This is a genomic window from Nonomuraea sp. NPDC005501 (genome assembly GCF_040605905.1).
GTDB lineage: Bacteria > Actinomycetota > Actinomycetes > Streptosporangiales > Streptosporangiaceae > Nonomuraea.
In genome coordinates this window covers 16,603-29,497 of record NZ_JBEXDT010000049.1, presented here as the reverse complement: position 1 = coordinate 29,497, position 12,895 = coordinate 16,603, and the positions used below count along the sequence as shown (strand labels likewise).

Below are 12,895 nucleotides of genomic sequence, written 5' to 3'. Positions count from 1 at the left end.
GCCGGGCGCGATCGGGCCTCGCGGGCGGTCATCCCGCATCGCGGGCCGCCGCGAGGAAGTCCCGGATCAGGCCGGCGTCCTTGACGCCCGGCGCCACCTCGACGCCGCTCGACACGTCCACCCCCCACGGCCGGGCCGCGGCGATCGCGGTGGCCACGTTGGCCGGGTCGAGGCCCCCCGCCAGCAGCCAGCGGCCCGAGGGGCGTCCCCGCACGGCGGCCCAGTCCCACGGCTCGCCGGAGCCGGGCCGGGGCGCGTCGACGATGAGCAGGTCCTCGTCGTAGGCGCCGCACCGCAGGTCCGCCTCGGCGTCCACGGCCCGGACCAGGGTCAGGCCGAGGTCCTTCAGCGCGGTGAAGTCGGCGTGGGGGTGGTGGCCGTGCAGCTGCACGGCCCGCAGCCCGGCGGCGAGAGTCGCGGCGCGCACCTCCGCCGGGTCCTCTCCCCGGAAGACTCCCACGGTGAGCACGTGGCCGGGCACCAGCGCGGCCAGCTCCGCCGCCCGCTCCCGCGTCACGCGGCGCGGACTGCGGGTCAGCACGAACCCGATGGCGTCGGCGCCCGCCTCGACGGCCGCCGTCACGTGCCCGGGCTCGCTGAGCCCGCAGATCTTCACATACACACGGTCGAGGTTAGCGGCGCACGCCCGCCCGCGGCGACCACACCCAGACGAGCATGGCCACGATCAGCCCGAACAGGGCGACCCCGTTCGGGAGGTGCGCCCCGAGCCAGAGCCAGGTGACGTGCTGGGCCATGCCGACGACGAGCAGCGCCACGCTCGCCAGCGCGGGCCAGCCGGCGCCGCGTCCCGGCCGCCAGACGAGTACGGCGAGGACGACCTGCACGAGCGCGACCAGGTGGACCACCATCCCGGCCATGACGTGCGACTCGCGCATCGCCTCGCCCGCCCCCACCGCCTGGCCGGCCAGGGAGGCGGCGACGAGCAGGGACGCCGCCTGGGCGACGACGACGATGCGCAGCCCGTACAGCAGCCCGGCGGACACCTGTCCGGATCGCCGGGGCCCGGGCACCTGAGGCGCGGATCCCTGAGGCGCGGATCCCTGAGGCACGGGCGCGGTCTCCTGCATGATGTGGTCCTTCCTGGAGAAGTGTGGACCACATGCTGGCGGCCGGGGACGCGGACGGTCGTCAGCCTGCCGGATTATCCCGGGGTCCGCCCGCGGGATGACGCACGGGCCGCACCGGGCGGAAGGAGGCGTCGGCCGGGCCGCCCCGGCGGGCGACCGACGGCCGCCTGGACGCGGATCACGCGACGTCCTCCTTCGCGCAGAAGCGGCCGGCCCGAGTTCCGGCGGGGTCGTCCCGTGTGCCGGGCAGGGTGGCGGTCAGGCGCCAGCCGCCGTTCTCGCCCGGACCCGCCGCCAGCGTGCCGCCCAGGGCGCGGACCCGTTCCCGCATGCCGGCCAGCCCGCGCCCCGAGGACGGCAGGCGCTCCACCCGAGCCGGCGGCCGGCCGTTGACGATGTCGACGGCCAGTCCCTTGCCCCGGGCGGTGAGGGCGACCACGACCTCGGTGCCGGGTCCGGCGTGTTTGAGCACGTTGGTGAGTCCTTCCTGGACGATGCGGGCGGCGGAGGCACGGGCGACGAGCGGGGCCCGGTCGGCGGCCGGGTCGAGGCGCAGGTCGACGACGAGGCCCGCCGCGGCCATCCTCTCGGCGGACTCGCGCATCACGTCGGCCGGATCGGCCAGCAGGCCGGGCCGGGCGTCGGGGTCGCGCAGCACGTCGAGCAGGCCGCGCAGATCCTCCAGCACCTGGTGTCCGGTGTCGCGGATGTCGGCCAGCGCGTCGGCGACCGGCCCCTCGGGGGCCGCGTAGCGGGCGGCGCCGGCCCGCAGCACCATGGCGCCGACGTGGTGGGCGACGATGTCGTGCACCTCGCGGGCGATCCGTTCGCGCTCGGCGAGCTGGTCGGCGCGGACCTGGGCGAGGGCCAGCCGCGCCGACTCCTCCTCGCGCCGCCGCTCGGCGGCGGCCGCGGTCTGCCGGACGCCGAGGTAACGGCCGATCGCGATGGGCGCCACGACCAGGAGCATGAGCACGAGGACGCGGAACGGGGTGACCTCGGTCTCGGAGTCGACCACGGCGACGGTGGCGAGCACGCAGCCGGAGGCGTACGCGACGGCGGTCCAGAACCAGGACGCGACCCGCAGCGCGAACACGCCGAGGGCGGTCATCGAGAGGATGAGACACGAGTTGACGGCCTGGTGGAGGTACTGGTCGGCGGAGACGAGCAGGACGCCCTCGAAGATGAGGACCATGCCGGGCAGCCGGCGGGCCACGCCGAGCGACAGGCCGCCGCACACCGCCAGCAGCCCGACCACCCACACCGGCAGGGAGCCCTGGTCCCACGACGTCCACGTGCTGAGCACCCCGACGGCCACCCCGGCGCCGGCGAGCAGCACGTCGGGCGTGATGTCGCCCGGCTCGAACCGGCTGGAGCGGCCGCGCAGGTAGCCGCCGACCAGGGCCGGGAAGCCCGGCACGAGCAGGGTGTACATCCACCAGCTGCCGGCGGGCGGGACGCCGGCGTCGGCCAGGTTGAGCCCGGTCGCGAGGACGGCGGCGGCCACGGAGACGGCGACGGTTCCCGGCCCGGACCGGTAGGCGACGCGGCCGACGGCGACGCAGATCAGCATCTGCGCGGTGTTGGAGCTGTAGGAGCCCACGTGGTCGGCGAAGACGAGGAACGCGGCCAGGTAGAGCGCCGCCCACGGCGGCCGGGTGCGGAGGAACCCCATGGGCAGGCCGGCCAGCACCGCCATCGGGACGGTCATGGCCGGGGGCAGGTCGCCGAACCCGCCCGCCTTGCCCGACAGGAGCAGGTCCAGCGCGATCCCCGAGACCGCCAGCAGCACATCGAGCGCCACGCCACGCCAACGCATGCCCTGCAAACTATCCGGGCGACGCCGTTTCCCGATCCTCCCCGCGGAGGATGCGGCCTCCTCCAAGTGGCCGGATCCCCGTCCTTCCGGCGGATCATGCGGCGTCGCCCGCGCCCCTACGGTCGAGGCATGTCCAACGACACCGCACTGTTCTTCGGCCAGTTCCTGCGCGACCCGGTCACGGTCGGCGCGCTCGCGCCCAGCTCCCGGCGGCTGGCCCGGTCCGTCTGCGCCCCGGTGCCCGAGCGGGGCGAGCCGGTGGTGGTCGAGCTGGGTCCCGGCACGGGGCCGTTCACCGCGGAGATCCAGCGGCGGCTGGCCGGGCGCGGCCGGCACCTGGCGGTGGAGCTCAACCAGCGGATGGCGGGCCTGCTGGCCTCGCGCTTCCCGGGGGTGAACGTGGTCCACGGCGACGCCGCCGAGCTGTCGCGGCTGCTCGGGGCGCACGGGCTGAGCCAGGCGGACGTGGTGGTGAGCGGCCTGCCCTGGGCCGCCTTCCCCGACGCTCTGCAGCGGCGCCTGATGGGGGCCGTCGTCTCGGCGATGAGCCCGGCGGGCGCCTTCACGACCTTCTCGTACGTGCACGCGATCCCGCTGGGCTCGGCCCGCCGGTTCCGTGCGCTGCTGGCCGAGCGGTTCGAGGAGGTGGTGCCGAGCCGCACGGTGTGGCGCAACGCGCCGCCGGCGTTCGTCTTCCACGCCCGCCGCCCGCGCGCCTGACCGGGCCCGGTGCGGGGAGAGCTTGGTCTCAACCCTCCCGCGCCCCCGGCGCCGGTCCCAGTGCGGCCGTCACGCCACGCGCGTGGCCGGTGCGCGTGGGTCGTGCGCGGCCGCGGACCACCTGCCGCGGACCGTCCCCCGGGGCGGCGTTCTCGGCCTCGGCGGACCGGCCCGTCGTCGTCCAGCGCCGGCGCTTCGGCAGGTCGACGACCTCCTTGTCCTCTATGAGGCTGCGCCTACCCACCGCCGCGGGGACATCACCTGATCAGGAGAAGGACGGGGGCCGTTTGTCGCGCAGCGCCCGCACACCCTCGGCGACGTCGGGTCCGGTGAAGCCGAGGAACTCCATCGCCAGCGAGGCGTCGAACGACGGGCCGGCCATGCGCAGCCAGTTGTTCAGCGCGTACTTGGTGAGCCTGATGGCCTCCTGGGCGCCGGCGGCCAGCCTGGAGGCGAGGCCGAGCGCCGTCTCGTGCACCTGGTCGTCGTCCACGCACAGGCTGACCAGCCCCATCCGCTCGGCCTGCTCGCCGGTGACGGCCTCGCAGAGCAGCAGGTGGTACTTGGCCTTGGCCAGCCCGCACAGCAGCGGCCAGACGATCGCGGCGTGGTCGCCGGCGGCGACGCCGAGCCTGGTGTGCCCGTCGATGATCCGGGCGGTGCGCCCGGCGACGGACACGTCGGCGAGCAGCGCCACCGCGAGCCCGGCGCCGACGGCGGGGCCCTGGATGGCGGAGACGACGGGCTTGGAGCAGTTGACCACGTTGTAGACGATGTCGCGGGCCTCGGCGAAGACCCGCATGCGGGTGGCGTGGTCGCGCGTCATCTCCTCGATCATGGACAGGTCGCCGCCGGCGGAGAACGCCTCGCCCTCGCCCCTGACGACGACGGCGCGCACGGCGTCGTCGCGGTCGGCGTCGCGCCAGATCGAGGCCAGCTCGCGGTGCCCGGTCATGTCGACGGCGTTGAGCCTGCGGGGCTCGCTGATCGTGACCCGCAGCACGCCCTCGGCGGGCAGGTCCACGCGCAGCCGCTCGTACGCCTCGTATCCGGGTACGGGAGATCCGGGAACGATGGATCCGGGAACGGTCACGGCTCCCCCTCCAGGCCGAAGGCGTCGCGCAGGCGGCGGGCGACGAGCTCGCGGGCCTCCAGCGCCTGGTCGAACAGGCCCGGGAACGAGTAGAACCCGTGCACGGCCCCCTCGTAGCGGGCCACCTCGGCGGGCACCCCGGCCCCGGTCAGGCGCTCGCCGTAGCGCTCCGCCTCGTCGCGGAGCACGTCGCACTCGGCGGTGACGATCGTGGCGGGCGCCAGCCCGGTGGCGGACGGCACCCGCAGCGGCGACAGGCGCGGGTCGGCGGGGTCGGCTCCGGGCGCGTACTGCCGGGCGAACCAGGCCATCTCGGCCGCGTCGAGCCCGAAGCCCCGCCCGAACGCGGCGTAGCTCGGCGTGTCCCCGGCCAGGTCCAGCACCGGGGTGACAAGCGCCTGGTGGGTCAGCCTCAGCCCGGCGTCCCGGGCCTGCCAGGCGGCCACGGCGGCGAGGTTGCCGCCGGCGCTGACGCCGATCACCGCGACGGAGCCGTCGCACTGGTAGAAGGCGGGCCGGGCGAAGACGTCGCGCACCACCGTCCACGCGTCGTCGGCCGCGGCCGGGAACGGGTGCTCGGGTGCCAGCCGGTAGCCGGCGGAGACGACCACGGCGCCGGTGCGCAGCGCGAGGTCGCGGCCGGTGGCGTCGTCGCGCTTGACGCCGCCGAACACCCAGCCGCCGCCGTGGAAGGAGACGAGCACGGGCAGCGGCCCGTCGCCGCGGTCGGCCCGGTAGATCCGGATCGGCACGCCCTCCGCGGTCTCGTCGCGGACGGAGGCGATGCGGGTGAGGGGGCCACGGTGCGCGGCCATCGGGTCGGCCGCGCGCGCCTCCCGGATGGCGGCGAGGTCCAGGCTGTCCAGGCCGCCGCCGTCGTCCGGCCGGTAGCGCGCGAGGAACTCGCGCGCCTGAGGGTTCAGCGGCATGGTCGGAGCCTAGCGGGCCGCCTCGACGAGCGCATCGAACAACGTGTCGCCCGTGCCCCGCTCGGGATGCCACTGCACGCCCACGGCGAACCGGTGGCCCTGCAGCTCGACGGCCTCGACGATCTGGTCCTCGGCCCAGGCCACGGCCAGCAGCCCCGAGCCGAGCCGGCGCACGGACTGCACGTGCGGCGCGACCACCTCGACGTGGTCGCCCACGGCCTTGCCGAGCTTGCTGGACGCGCTGACCTGGATGGAGTGGCGGGCTCCGGGCTCGCCGTGGCGGTCGTCGCCGAGCGTGTCGGGCAGCCAGGGGATGAGCGTGCCGCCCTGGGCGACGTTGAGCACGTGCATGCCGCGGGCGACGGCGAGGATCGGCAGGCCGGCCTGGACCGCGGCGCGGGCCAGGGCCACCTCGTAGCGGTCGCGGTGGGCCTGCGGCGGGGCGGCCCGGCCGTCCTGGTCCTCCCCGTAGGCGTCGGCGCCGACCTCGGTCCCTCCGGCGAGGACGACGCCGCGCAGGCCGCGTACGTGGTCGGCGGCGGTGTGCGGGGACAGGGGCGGCAGCAGGACGGGCGCCCCGCCGGCGCGTTCGACGGCCTTGGCGTAGGCCGGGGGCGACAGGACCGCCTCCCGCACCCAGTCCCCCCAGCGGGCGGCCTCGAAGTAGGCGGTGATGCCGATCAGCGGTCGGGACATGCGATCTCCAGGTGCGAGCAGGAGTCGGTACGGCACGAGTCGGTACGGCGTCCGGTGGTGCGGCGTCCGCCAGGCCATCATGGCGCACGGCGTTTCGCTCACGTCACCCCCGGAGATGGATCCATCCGGCCGTTCCCGCCCTGCCACCGATAGGGCTTCCTGACAAACCGCGAAATAATCAGAAAAGGCGAATGCAATACATATTCACGTTTCGCGTCCGAAATGCGCGCCGCCTTGACTGCGGAGAATAACAGGAGCGTTACGCATAGTTCGGGTTCGCACCGTATCGGCGCGAAACGGTTGTGACGTCCCTGTGGTGGTGTAAGACTCGATTTCCGAGCGATCGGCCGAGCCGGGGCCCGCCGGACGCTCGTGACCCGGAGCCGTCAGGGAGGTGGAACGACACGACCGGAATGCGATTCCGGGCTATGGGGTGGGGTTGATGTGGAAATGTCGTTGAATCCGCGCCTGGTAAAAGAGAGCTTCTCCGTCATCGAGCCCGTGGCCGGCAAGGCGGCCGCGTACTTCTACGGCCGGCTGTTCGCCGAGAGCCCGCACCTGCGCAGCATGTTCCCGCCGGGCATGGACACCCAGCGCGACCGGCTCTTCGGCGCGCTGACCCGCATCGTGTGGAGCCTCGACAGCCCCGACAGCATGGCCTCCTTCCTCGGCCAGCTGGGGCGCGACCACCGCAAGTACGGGGTGGTCGCCGAGCACTACGGCGCGATCGGCAGGGCGCTGCTGGCCACCGTGCGCACGTTCGCGGCCGACATCTGGACGTCCGAGATCGAGGCCGCCTGGGTCGCGGCCTACAACGCTGCGGCCGAGCTGATGATCGAGGCCGCCGAGGCGGACGCCGGGGTGTCACCCGCCTGGTGGGTCGCGGAGGTGATCGACCACGAACGCCGCACGCCCGACATCGCGGTGGTCACGCTCCAGCCCAGCCAGCGGCTGCCGTACACGGCCGGGCAGTACGTGACCGTCCAGGTCCCGCGCTGGCCGCGGGTGTGGCGGGCGTTCTCCATCGCGAACGCCCCCCGCCCCGACAACACGCTGCGCCTGCACGTGCGCTCCGTGCCGGGCGGATGGGTGTCGACCACGCTCACCCGCGACACCCGCATCGGCGACGCGATCACGCTGGGCCCGCCGATGGGCACGATGGCGGCGCCCGAGCCGGGCTGCCGCGACGTGCTGTGCGTGGCGGGCGGCACGGGGCTCGCGCCGCTGAAGGCGATCGTGGAGCAGATCATCGCCTCGGGCCGCCGCCCCAACATCCACCTCCTGTACGGCGCCCGGACCGCGGAGGAGCTGTACGACCTGCCGGACCTCCTCCGGATGGAGAGCGCCTTCCCGTGGCTGCGGGTGGTGCCCGTGGTCTCCGGCGACCCGGACCACGAGGGGATGCACGGCCACCTGCCGGAGGTGACGCAGCGCTTCCACTCGTGGGCCGAGCACGAGGTGTACGTGTGCGGGCCGGCGGCCATGGTGACCGAGACGGTCCGGCGCCTGCAGGACGACGGGGTGCCGCCGGCCCGCGTCCACCGCGACGTCGTCCACGACGAGCGGTGAGGACCGGCCCGGTGGCGTCACCACCGGGCCGCGCCGGCTCCCGGCCCCGTCAGCTCGCGGCGGCGTCAGCTCGCGGCGGCGTCAGCTCGCGGCGGCGGGGCGGCCGAAGGCCGCCGCGGTCTCCTCGTCGTTCGGCCAGAACGTCTCGATGGCCAGCTCCGAGACCGTCACCTCCACCGGCGTGCCGAAGGTGGCGATCGTGGTGAACATCGACAGCACCCGGTCACCGTGGCGGATGCGCAGGGGCAGCAGGATGTCGGCCGGGCCGGGCACGCGGGCCACGTTCAGCTCCACCCCGGGGTAGGTGTAGGCGGCCAGCTCGTCGTGCAGCTCGGCCAGCGCCCCGTGGCCGGACGCCTCGGCCTGGCGGCGGAGCTGGCTGAGCAGGTACGCGCGGACCTCGGCGAGGTTGAGCAGGCGGCCGCCCATCGCGTCGGGGTGCAGCGACAGGCGCATCACGTTGATCGGCTCCTGGAGCAGCTCGGCAGGCACCCCCTCCATGAACATCCCGGCCGCCGCGTTGGCCGCGACCAGGTTCCAGCCGGCGTCCACGACCAGCGCGGGGAACGGCTCATGCCCGGCGAGGATCCGGTCGAGGGCCTGCCGCACCGCGGCCATCTCGGGCGCCCGCACCTCCCGCTCGGGGAAGACCGGCGCGTAGCCGGCCGCCACCAGCAGCCGGTTGCGGTGCCGCAACGGCACCTCCAGCTCCTCCGCCAGCCGCATCACCATCTCGCGGCTCGGACGGGCCCGGCCCGTCTCCAGGAAGCTGACGTGCCGGGACGACACGTCGGCCTCGATCGCCAGGTCGAGCTGGCTCACCCGGCGCCGCTGGCGCCAGGCGCGCAGCAGCTCACCGAAGGTCTCCTCTTGATGTACGGCAAGCGCTCCCATGGCGCAAACGTTACGGCACCCGAGGGAAGGGCCGCGATGACGTGTGAGGTAAGGGCGGCTAGTACGACTGGAGCTCGATGAGGTTGCCCTCGGGGTCGCGCAGGTGGGCGGTGCGCAGGGTGGGACCCCAGGCGGGACGGTCCTGCGGCGGGGCGACGAGCCGGGCCCCGTGGCCGGTCAGGCGGGTGGCGGCGGCGTCCACGTCGTCCACTCTCATCACCAGCATGGAAGTGTCCTGGGCGGCGGGGGTCTCCGGCAGGTCCGAGGTGCCGACGGCGGCCGTGATCGCGGCCCGCCCGAACAGGACGAGCCCGGCCTGCCCGTCGATGTCCCAGTTGGCGTACGACGCCTCGGGAAGGACCTTCACGGGCTCGACTCCGTGCAGGTCGCGCAGGGCGGCCTGGTAAAAGGCCACCGAGGCGGCGAAGTCGCGGACGAGCAGGCGCGGGTAGAGGGCGTCCATGGCGGGGGTCTCCAAATCAGTGGGTAGTTACCAATGATTGGTGAAACCCTACACTAGGGAGCCATGGAGCCGCCGCCCACCCTGCTCGGGATCACGACGTTCGTGCTGCACAAGGTCGCGGTCGCCGCCCGGCGCGCCGTGGCGGAGGAGCTCGCCGCGGAGGCCGGGCTCAGCCTGTGGCGGTTCGCGGCGCTGGCGGCGCTGGCCGACCACGGCCCGGCGGCGCAGCGCGAGCTCGGCGACTCGCTCGGGCTCGACCCGAGCGACATGGCCCGGCTGATGGACGGCCTGGTGGCGGACGGGCTGGCCGAGCGCGACCGCGACCCGGGCGACCGGCGGCGCTACCGGGCCTCGCTCACCGACGCCGGCCGGGCCGCCCTCGACCGGGGCCGGGCCGTCGTCACGGCCGTGGAGGAGCGGACCCTCGCCCCGCTCACGGCCGCCGAGCGCTCCGGACTGCGCGCCCTGGCCGGCAAGCTCCTCACCGGCGAGACCGCCGCAGAGGAGATCGTCACAGAGCAGACGGCCACAGAGCAGACCGTCGCAGAGGGGACCGTCAGACAGCGGCCGGAGTGACCCCGTCGTAGTCGACGAGCACGTGCCGCGGCCCGCGCAGCGTGGCGCTGGGCCGGTAGGGCGGGGGGTCCTCGACCAGGCGCGGGTTCACCAGGCGGTTCACGAGCTGCTGCAGGACGATCTGCGCCTCCAGCCTGGCCAGCGCCGCGCCGAAGCAGTAGTGGACGCCGCCTCCGAAGCCCAGGTGCTCGCTGTAGCGGCGGTCCGGGTCGAAGGTGTCCGGGTGGCTGACGTGCGCCGGGTCGCGGCTGCCCGAGGCGAGGACGAGGACGACCGGCGCGCCCGCCGGGATCGTGGTCCCGGCGACCGGGATGTCGGCCAGCGTCACCCGCGACGACAGGAAGTGCACCGGCGGCTCGTACCGCAGCAGTTCCTCCACCGTGGTGATGATCAGGTCCGGCTCGGCGCGCAGCCGCTTGAGCAGCCCGGGGTGGCGCAGCAGGGTGAGCATGCCGTTGGCGATGAGGTTGACCGTGGTCTCGTGCCCGGCGACCAGCAGCAGCGCGGACGTGGCGATCACCTCGACCGGTGTCATCCCGCCTTCCGGCCCCTCGTACGTGGCCATTCCCGACAGCATGTCGTCGCCCGGCGACTCCCGCCGTGCCGTGGCGAGGCCGGCGAGGTACGTCTGGAGCTTCGAGGCCGCCTCGGCCCGTGCCCGTTCCCGCTCGGCGCGGTCCGACTCCCCCGGGCCGAGCGTCTCGACGATCGCGTCGGCCCAGGCGTGGAAGCGCGCCTCGTCCTCGCGCGGCACGCCGAGCACCCGGCAGATCACCGTGACGGGCAGCGGGTAGGCGACGTCGTCGACCACGTCGGCGCGGGTGCGGCCGGCCAGGCCGTCGATCAGCTCCGTGGTGATCGCCAGCATCTCGGGGCGCAGCGCCTCGATCCGGCCGGGCGTGTGCGGAGGCCCGAAGTGGCGCATCGCCAGCCGCCGCAGCCGGTCGTGCTCGGGCGGGTCCTGCCCGATGAACGACACGCCGCCCGCCCCGCCGGCCGCGTCCCCCTCGGGCCGATGGGCGAGGTTGCGGCGGTCGGAGCTGAGCCGCGGGTCGTGCAGCAGCTCCACGATCTCCCGATACGTGCTGACGACCCACGTGCCGTCCTCGCGCCGTGTCACCGGGGTCTCGCGGAGCGCGGCGTACAGCGGGTACGGGTCGGCGCGGCTTGAGAAGTCGAGGATCTGCTCGAAGACGTCGTCCGACGCCCTGTCTGCCGGCATTTCGGTTCCTCCCAGGACGGTGGCGTGTGCGGGCGCGGACATGGTCACTGCTCGCCGTACACGAGCGAGGCGCGGCGCTCGGCGGGGTCGTGGCCGGTCACCACGACGGTGGCGCCCTCGCTGGCGACCGCGCGCTCGGCGACCTCCGCCGGCATCGGCCCCATGTCGCCTCTCATGTCCACATGAGGGAAGTCCGGCGGGAACGCCGCGGCCCGCTCGATGAGCCGCTGGTAGAACTCCAGCCAGATCGCCTGGTCGAAGGTGACCGCGGCGGTGATCCGGCCGCGGTAGCCGTAGACGGCGACGAAGCGCCGCTCGGCCACCGAGCCCTGCGTGACGACGATCTGGTCGGCGAGCGTGGGCACGCCCACCGACTTGACGTTCACGCCGAACTGGCTGGACCAGAACACCGGCAGCGCCAGGTGCGGCCAGCGGTGGGCCTGGTCGCTGACCATGTTGTGCGCGGCGATCTCGGCCTGCGAGACGGCGTTGCCCCAGTGCTCCAGCGACATGAACTCGTAGTGGAAGACCGGGTGCGGGAAGCGCGCGATATCGCCGGCCACGAACACGTCGTCGGTGACCAGCCCGTTGGCGTCCACCGCGCGGCAGCCCGCGTCGCAGGCCACGCCCCACACGCCGGCGGCCAGCCCCGAGCCGCGCAGCCACTCGACGTTGCGCACCGCGCCGAGCGCGACGACCGCCACCTGGGCGTCCACCGTGCTCCCGTCCGACAGGCGGGCCCGGCGCAGCCGGCCGGTGTCGTCGCCCTCCAGGGCGGTGACGGTCAGGCCGCAGCGCAGGTCCACCCCGTGCTCGCGCTGGATCTCGCCGGCGATGCGGCCGATCACGCCGCCCAGGGCCCCCAGGAGCGGCGCGGGGCCGCGCTCGACGAGCGTCACGGGCAGGCCCAGCTCGCGGCAGGCCGAGGCGACCTCCGACCCGGTGAACCCGCCGCCGATGACCAGCACCCGCTCCGGGCCCGCCGCCAGCGCCTCGCGCAGGCGGGCGGCGTCCTCCAGGGTGCGCAGCACGTGGACGCCGTCAAGGGCGGCCTCGGCCTCGTCCGGCCAGGGGCGGGCGCGGGTGCCCGTCGCGATCAGCACCCGGTCGAACGGCACGTCGCGGCCGTCGGCCAGGCGCACGCTCTTGGCGGCCAGGTCCAGGCCGGTGGCCGGGTTGCCGGGGATCCACTCGGCCTCCACCTCCCGCAGCCGGGGCAGGCGGGCGTGCTCGGCGGGCGCGCGGCCGGTGAGGATCTGCTTGGACAGCGGCGGCCGGTCGTACGGCTCGTGCGTCTCCTCGCCGATCACGGTCAGCCGGCCGGTGAACCCCTCGCGGCGCAGCACCCCGGCCGCCCGGCCGCCGGCCAGCGAGCCGCCGACGATCACGATGTGCCCGTCGCGCCGGACGCTTCCGGAGCCGCCGCCGAGCCGCCGGACGGGCGCCGTCCAGTGCCGCATCGCCATCCGGTCGACGTGCAGCGCCTGGACCGGGCAGGCCGCCGCGGCCCGCAGGACGTGCTCGCGCTGCGCGTCGTCAGGCTCGGGGTCGTAGGCGACGGCCTCCTCGCCGTGCATCGTGAAGACCTCCGGCGCGAGGTAGGCGCACTGGCCGTACCCCTGGCAGCGCGTCAGGTCGATGACCACCCTCACAGGACACTCCCCCCTGTCGGGCACGCCGGGACTCCCCGCCGGGCGCGCCTCGCCGGCCCCGTGGACGTACCCGGCCCGCACCGTCGCGTAGCCCCTCGCCGGTGACGGGTTGCGCAAAGCCGCTGCTCAGCGCGATCACATCACGTCCCGGGAACGGTCCGGACGCGAATCCCG

Annotated in this window: 13 protein-coding genes; 3 read left to right on the top strand and 10 right to left on the bottom strand. The window is 74.7% G+C overall.

What is annotated here, in order from left to right; translation table 11 throughout:
• Nucleotides 1–28: 28 nt before the first annotated feature.
• The 3 genes from ABZS51_RS23380 to ABZS51_RS23370 all read right to left on the bottom strand — a co-directional run bounded on the left by ABZS51_RS23380 (nucleotide 29) and on the right by ABZS51_RS23370 (nucleotide 2,907).
• The gene (locus ABZS51_RS23380) at nucleotides 29–622 is read right to left on the bottom strand and encodes a phosphoribosylanthranilate isomerase (RefSeq protein WP_355444634.1); all 594 of its coding nucleotides are present in this window, start codon (nucleotides 620–622) and stop codon (nucleotides 29–31) included.
• 10 nt (nucleotides 623–632) lie between these two features.
• Nucleotides 633–1,004, bottom strand: coding sequence for a hypothetical protein (locus tag ABZS51_RS23375; RefSeq protein ID WP_355444631.1), 372 nt, complete (start codon nucleotides 1,002–1,004; stop codon nucleotides 633–635).
• Nucleotides 1,005–1,266: 262 nt separating this feature from the next.
• Nucleotides 1,267–2,907 carry a histidine kinase gene (locus ABZS51_RS23370; RefSeq protein ID WP_355444628.1) on the bottom strand — a complete coding sequence of 547 codons (1,641 nt, stop codon included), beginning with the start codon at nucleotides 2,905–2,907 and terminating at the stop codon, nucleotides 1,267–1,269.
• Nucleotides 2,908–3,036: 129 nt separating this feature from the next.
• Between ABZS51_RS23370 and ABZS51_RS23365 the strand changes: the two genes are divergently transcribed.
• Entirely contained in the window at nucleotides 3,037–3,627 is a 591-nt protein-coding gene (locus ABZS51_RS23365; protein WP_355444625.1) for a methyltransferase domain-containing protein, read from the top strand.
• A 265-nt stretch (nucleotides 3,628–3,892) separates the two neighbouring features.
• Here the strand turns inward: ABZS51_RS23365 and ABZS51_RS23360 are convergent, their stop codons facing one another.
• From ABZS51_RS23360 to ABZS51_RS23350, 3 genes are read right to left on the bottom strand one after another with little or no spacing between them, the layout of a single operon-like run.
• Nucleotides 3,893–4,720, bottom strand: a complete 828-nt coding sequence (locus ABZS51_RS23360; protein WP_355444622.1) for an enoyl-CoA hydratase/isomerase family protein — start codon at nucleotides 4,718–4,720, stop codon at nucleotides 3,893–3,895.
• Nucleotides 4,717–5,649 carry an alpha/beta hydrolase gene (locus ABZS51_RS23355; RefSeq protein WP_355444619.1) on the bottom strand — a complete coding sequence of 311 codons (933 nt, stop codon included), beginning with the start codon at nucleotides 5,647–5,649 and terminating at the stop codon, nucleotides 4,717–4,719. Before ABZS51_RS23355 ends, ABZS51_RS23360 begins: the two co-directional genes overlap by 4 nt.
• A 9-nt stretch (nucleotides 5,650–5,658) precedes the next feature.
• Nucleotides 5,659–6,345 carry a gamma-glutamyl-gamma-aminobutyrate hydrolase family protein gene (locus tag ABZS51_RS23350; protein ID WP_355444616.1) on the bottom strand — a complete coding sequence of 229 codons (687 nt, stop codon included), beginning with the start codon at nucleotides 6,343–6,345 and terminating at the stop codon, nucleotides 5,659–5,661.
• A 450-nt stretch (nucleotides 6,346–6,795) separates the two neighbouring features.
• On the opposite strand from ABZS51_RS23350, the gene ABZS51_RS23345 reads away from it, so the two are divergent.
• Entirely contained in the window at nucleotides 6,796–7,914 is a 1,119-nt protein-coding gene (locus tag ABZS51_RS23345) for a globin domain-containing protein (RefSeq protein WP_355444613.1), read from the top strand.
• An 81-nt stretch (nucleotides 7,915–7,995) separates the two neighbouring features.
• Here the strand turns inward: ABZS51_RS23345 and ABZS51_RS23340 are convergent, their stop codons facing one another.
• Together ABZS51_RS23340 and ABZS51_RS23335 are read right to left on the bottom strand one after the other, a co-directional pair.
• Nucleotides 7,996–8,808, bottom strand: a complete 813-nt coding sequence (locus ABZS51_RS23340) for a helix-turn-helix transcriptional regulator (RefSeq protein ID WP_355444610.1) — start codon at nucleotides 8,806–8,808, stop codon at nucleotides 7,996–7,998.
• Nucleotides 8,809–8,866: 58 nt separating this feature from the next.
• On the bottom strand, nucleotides 8,867–9,271 hold the full coding sequence (locus ABZS51_RS23335; RefSeq protein ID WP_355444607.1) for a VOC family protein: 405 nt from the start codon (nucleotides 9,269–9,271) through the stop codon (nucleotides 8,867–8,869).
• Nucleotides 9,272–9,334: 63 nt separating this feature from the next.
• Between ABZS51_RS23335 and ABZS51_RS23330 the strand changes: the two genes are divergently transcribed.
• Nucleotides 9,335–9,847, top strand: coding sequence for a MarR family winged helix-turn-helix transcriptional regulator (locus ABZS51_RS23330; protein ID WP_355444604.1), 513 nt, complete (start codon nucleotides 9,335–9,337; stop codon nucleotides 9,845–9,847).
• On the opposite strand, the gene ABZS51_RS23325 is transcribed toward ABZS51_RS23330, so the two are convergent.
• Complete coding sequence (locus ABZS51_RS23325; protein WP_355444601.1) at nucleotides 9,828–11,069, bottom strand: cytochrome P450; 1,242 nt, start codon at nucleotides 11,067–11,069, stop codon at nucleotides 9,828–9,830. The two genes, ABZS51_RS23330 and ABZS51_RS23325, sit on opposite strands and share 20 nt — an antisense overlap.
• A gap of 44 nt (nucleotides 11,070–11,113) precedes the next feature.
• Nucleotides 11,114–12,721, bottom strand: a complete 1,608-nt coding sequence (locus tag ABZS51_RS23320) for an FAD-dependent oxidoreductase (protein WP_355444598.1) — start codon at nucleotides 12,719–12,721, stop codon at nucleotides 11,114–11,116.
• Nucleotides 12,722–12,895 lie beyond the last annotated feature (174 nt).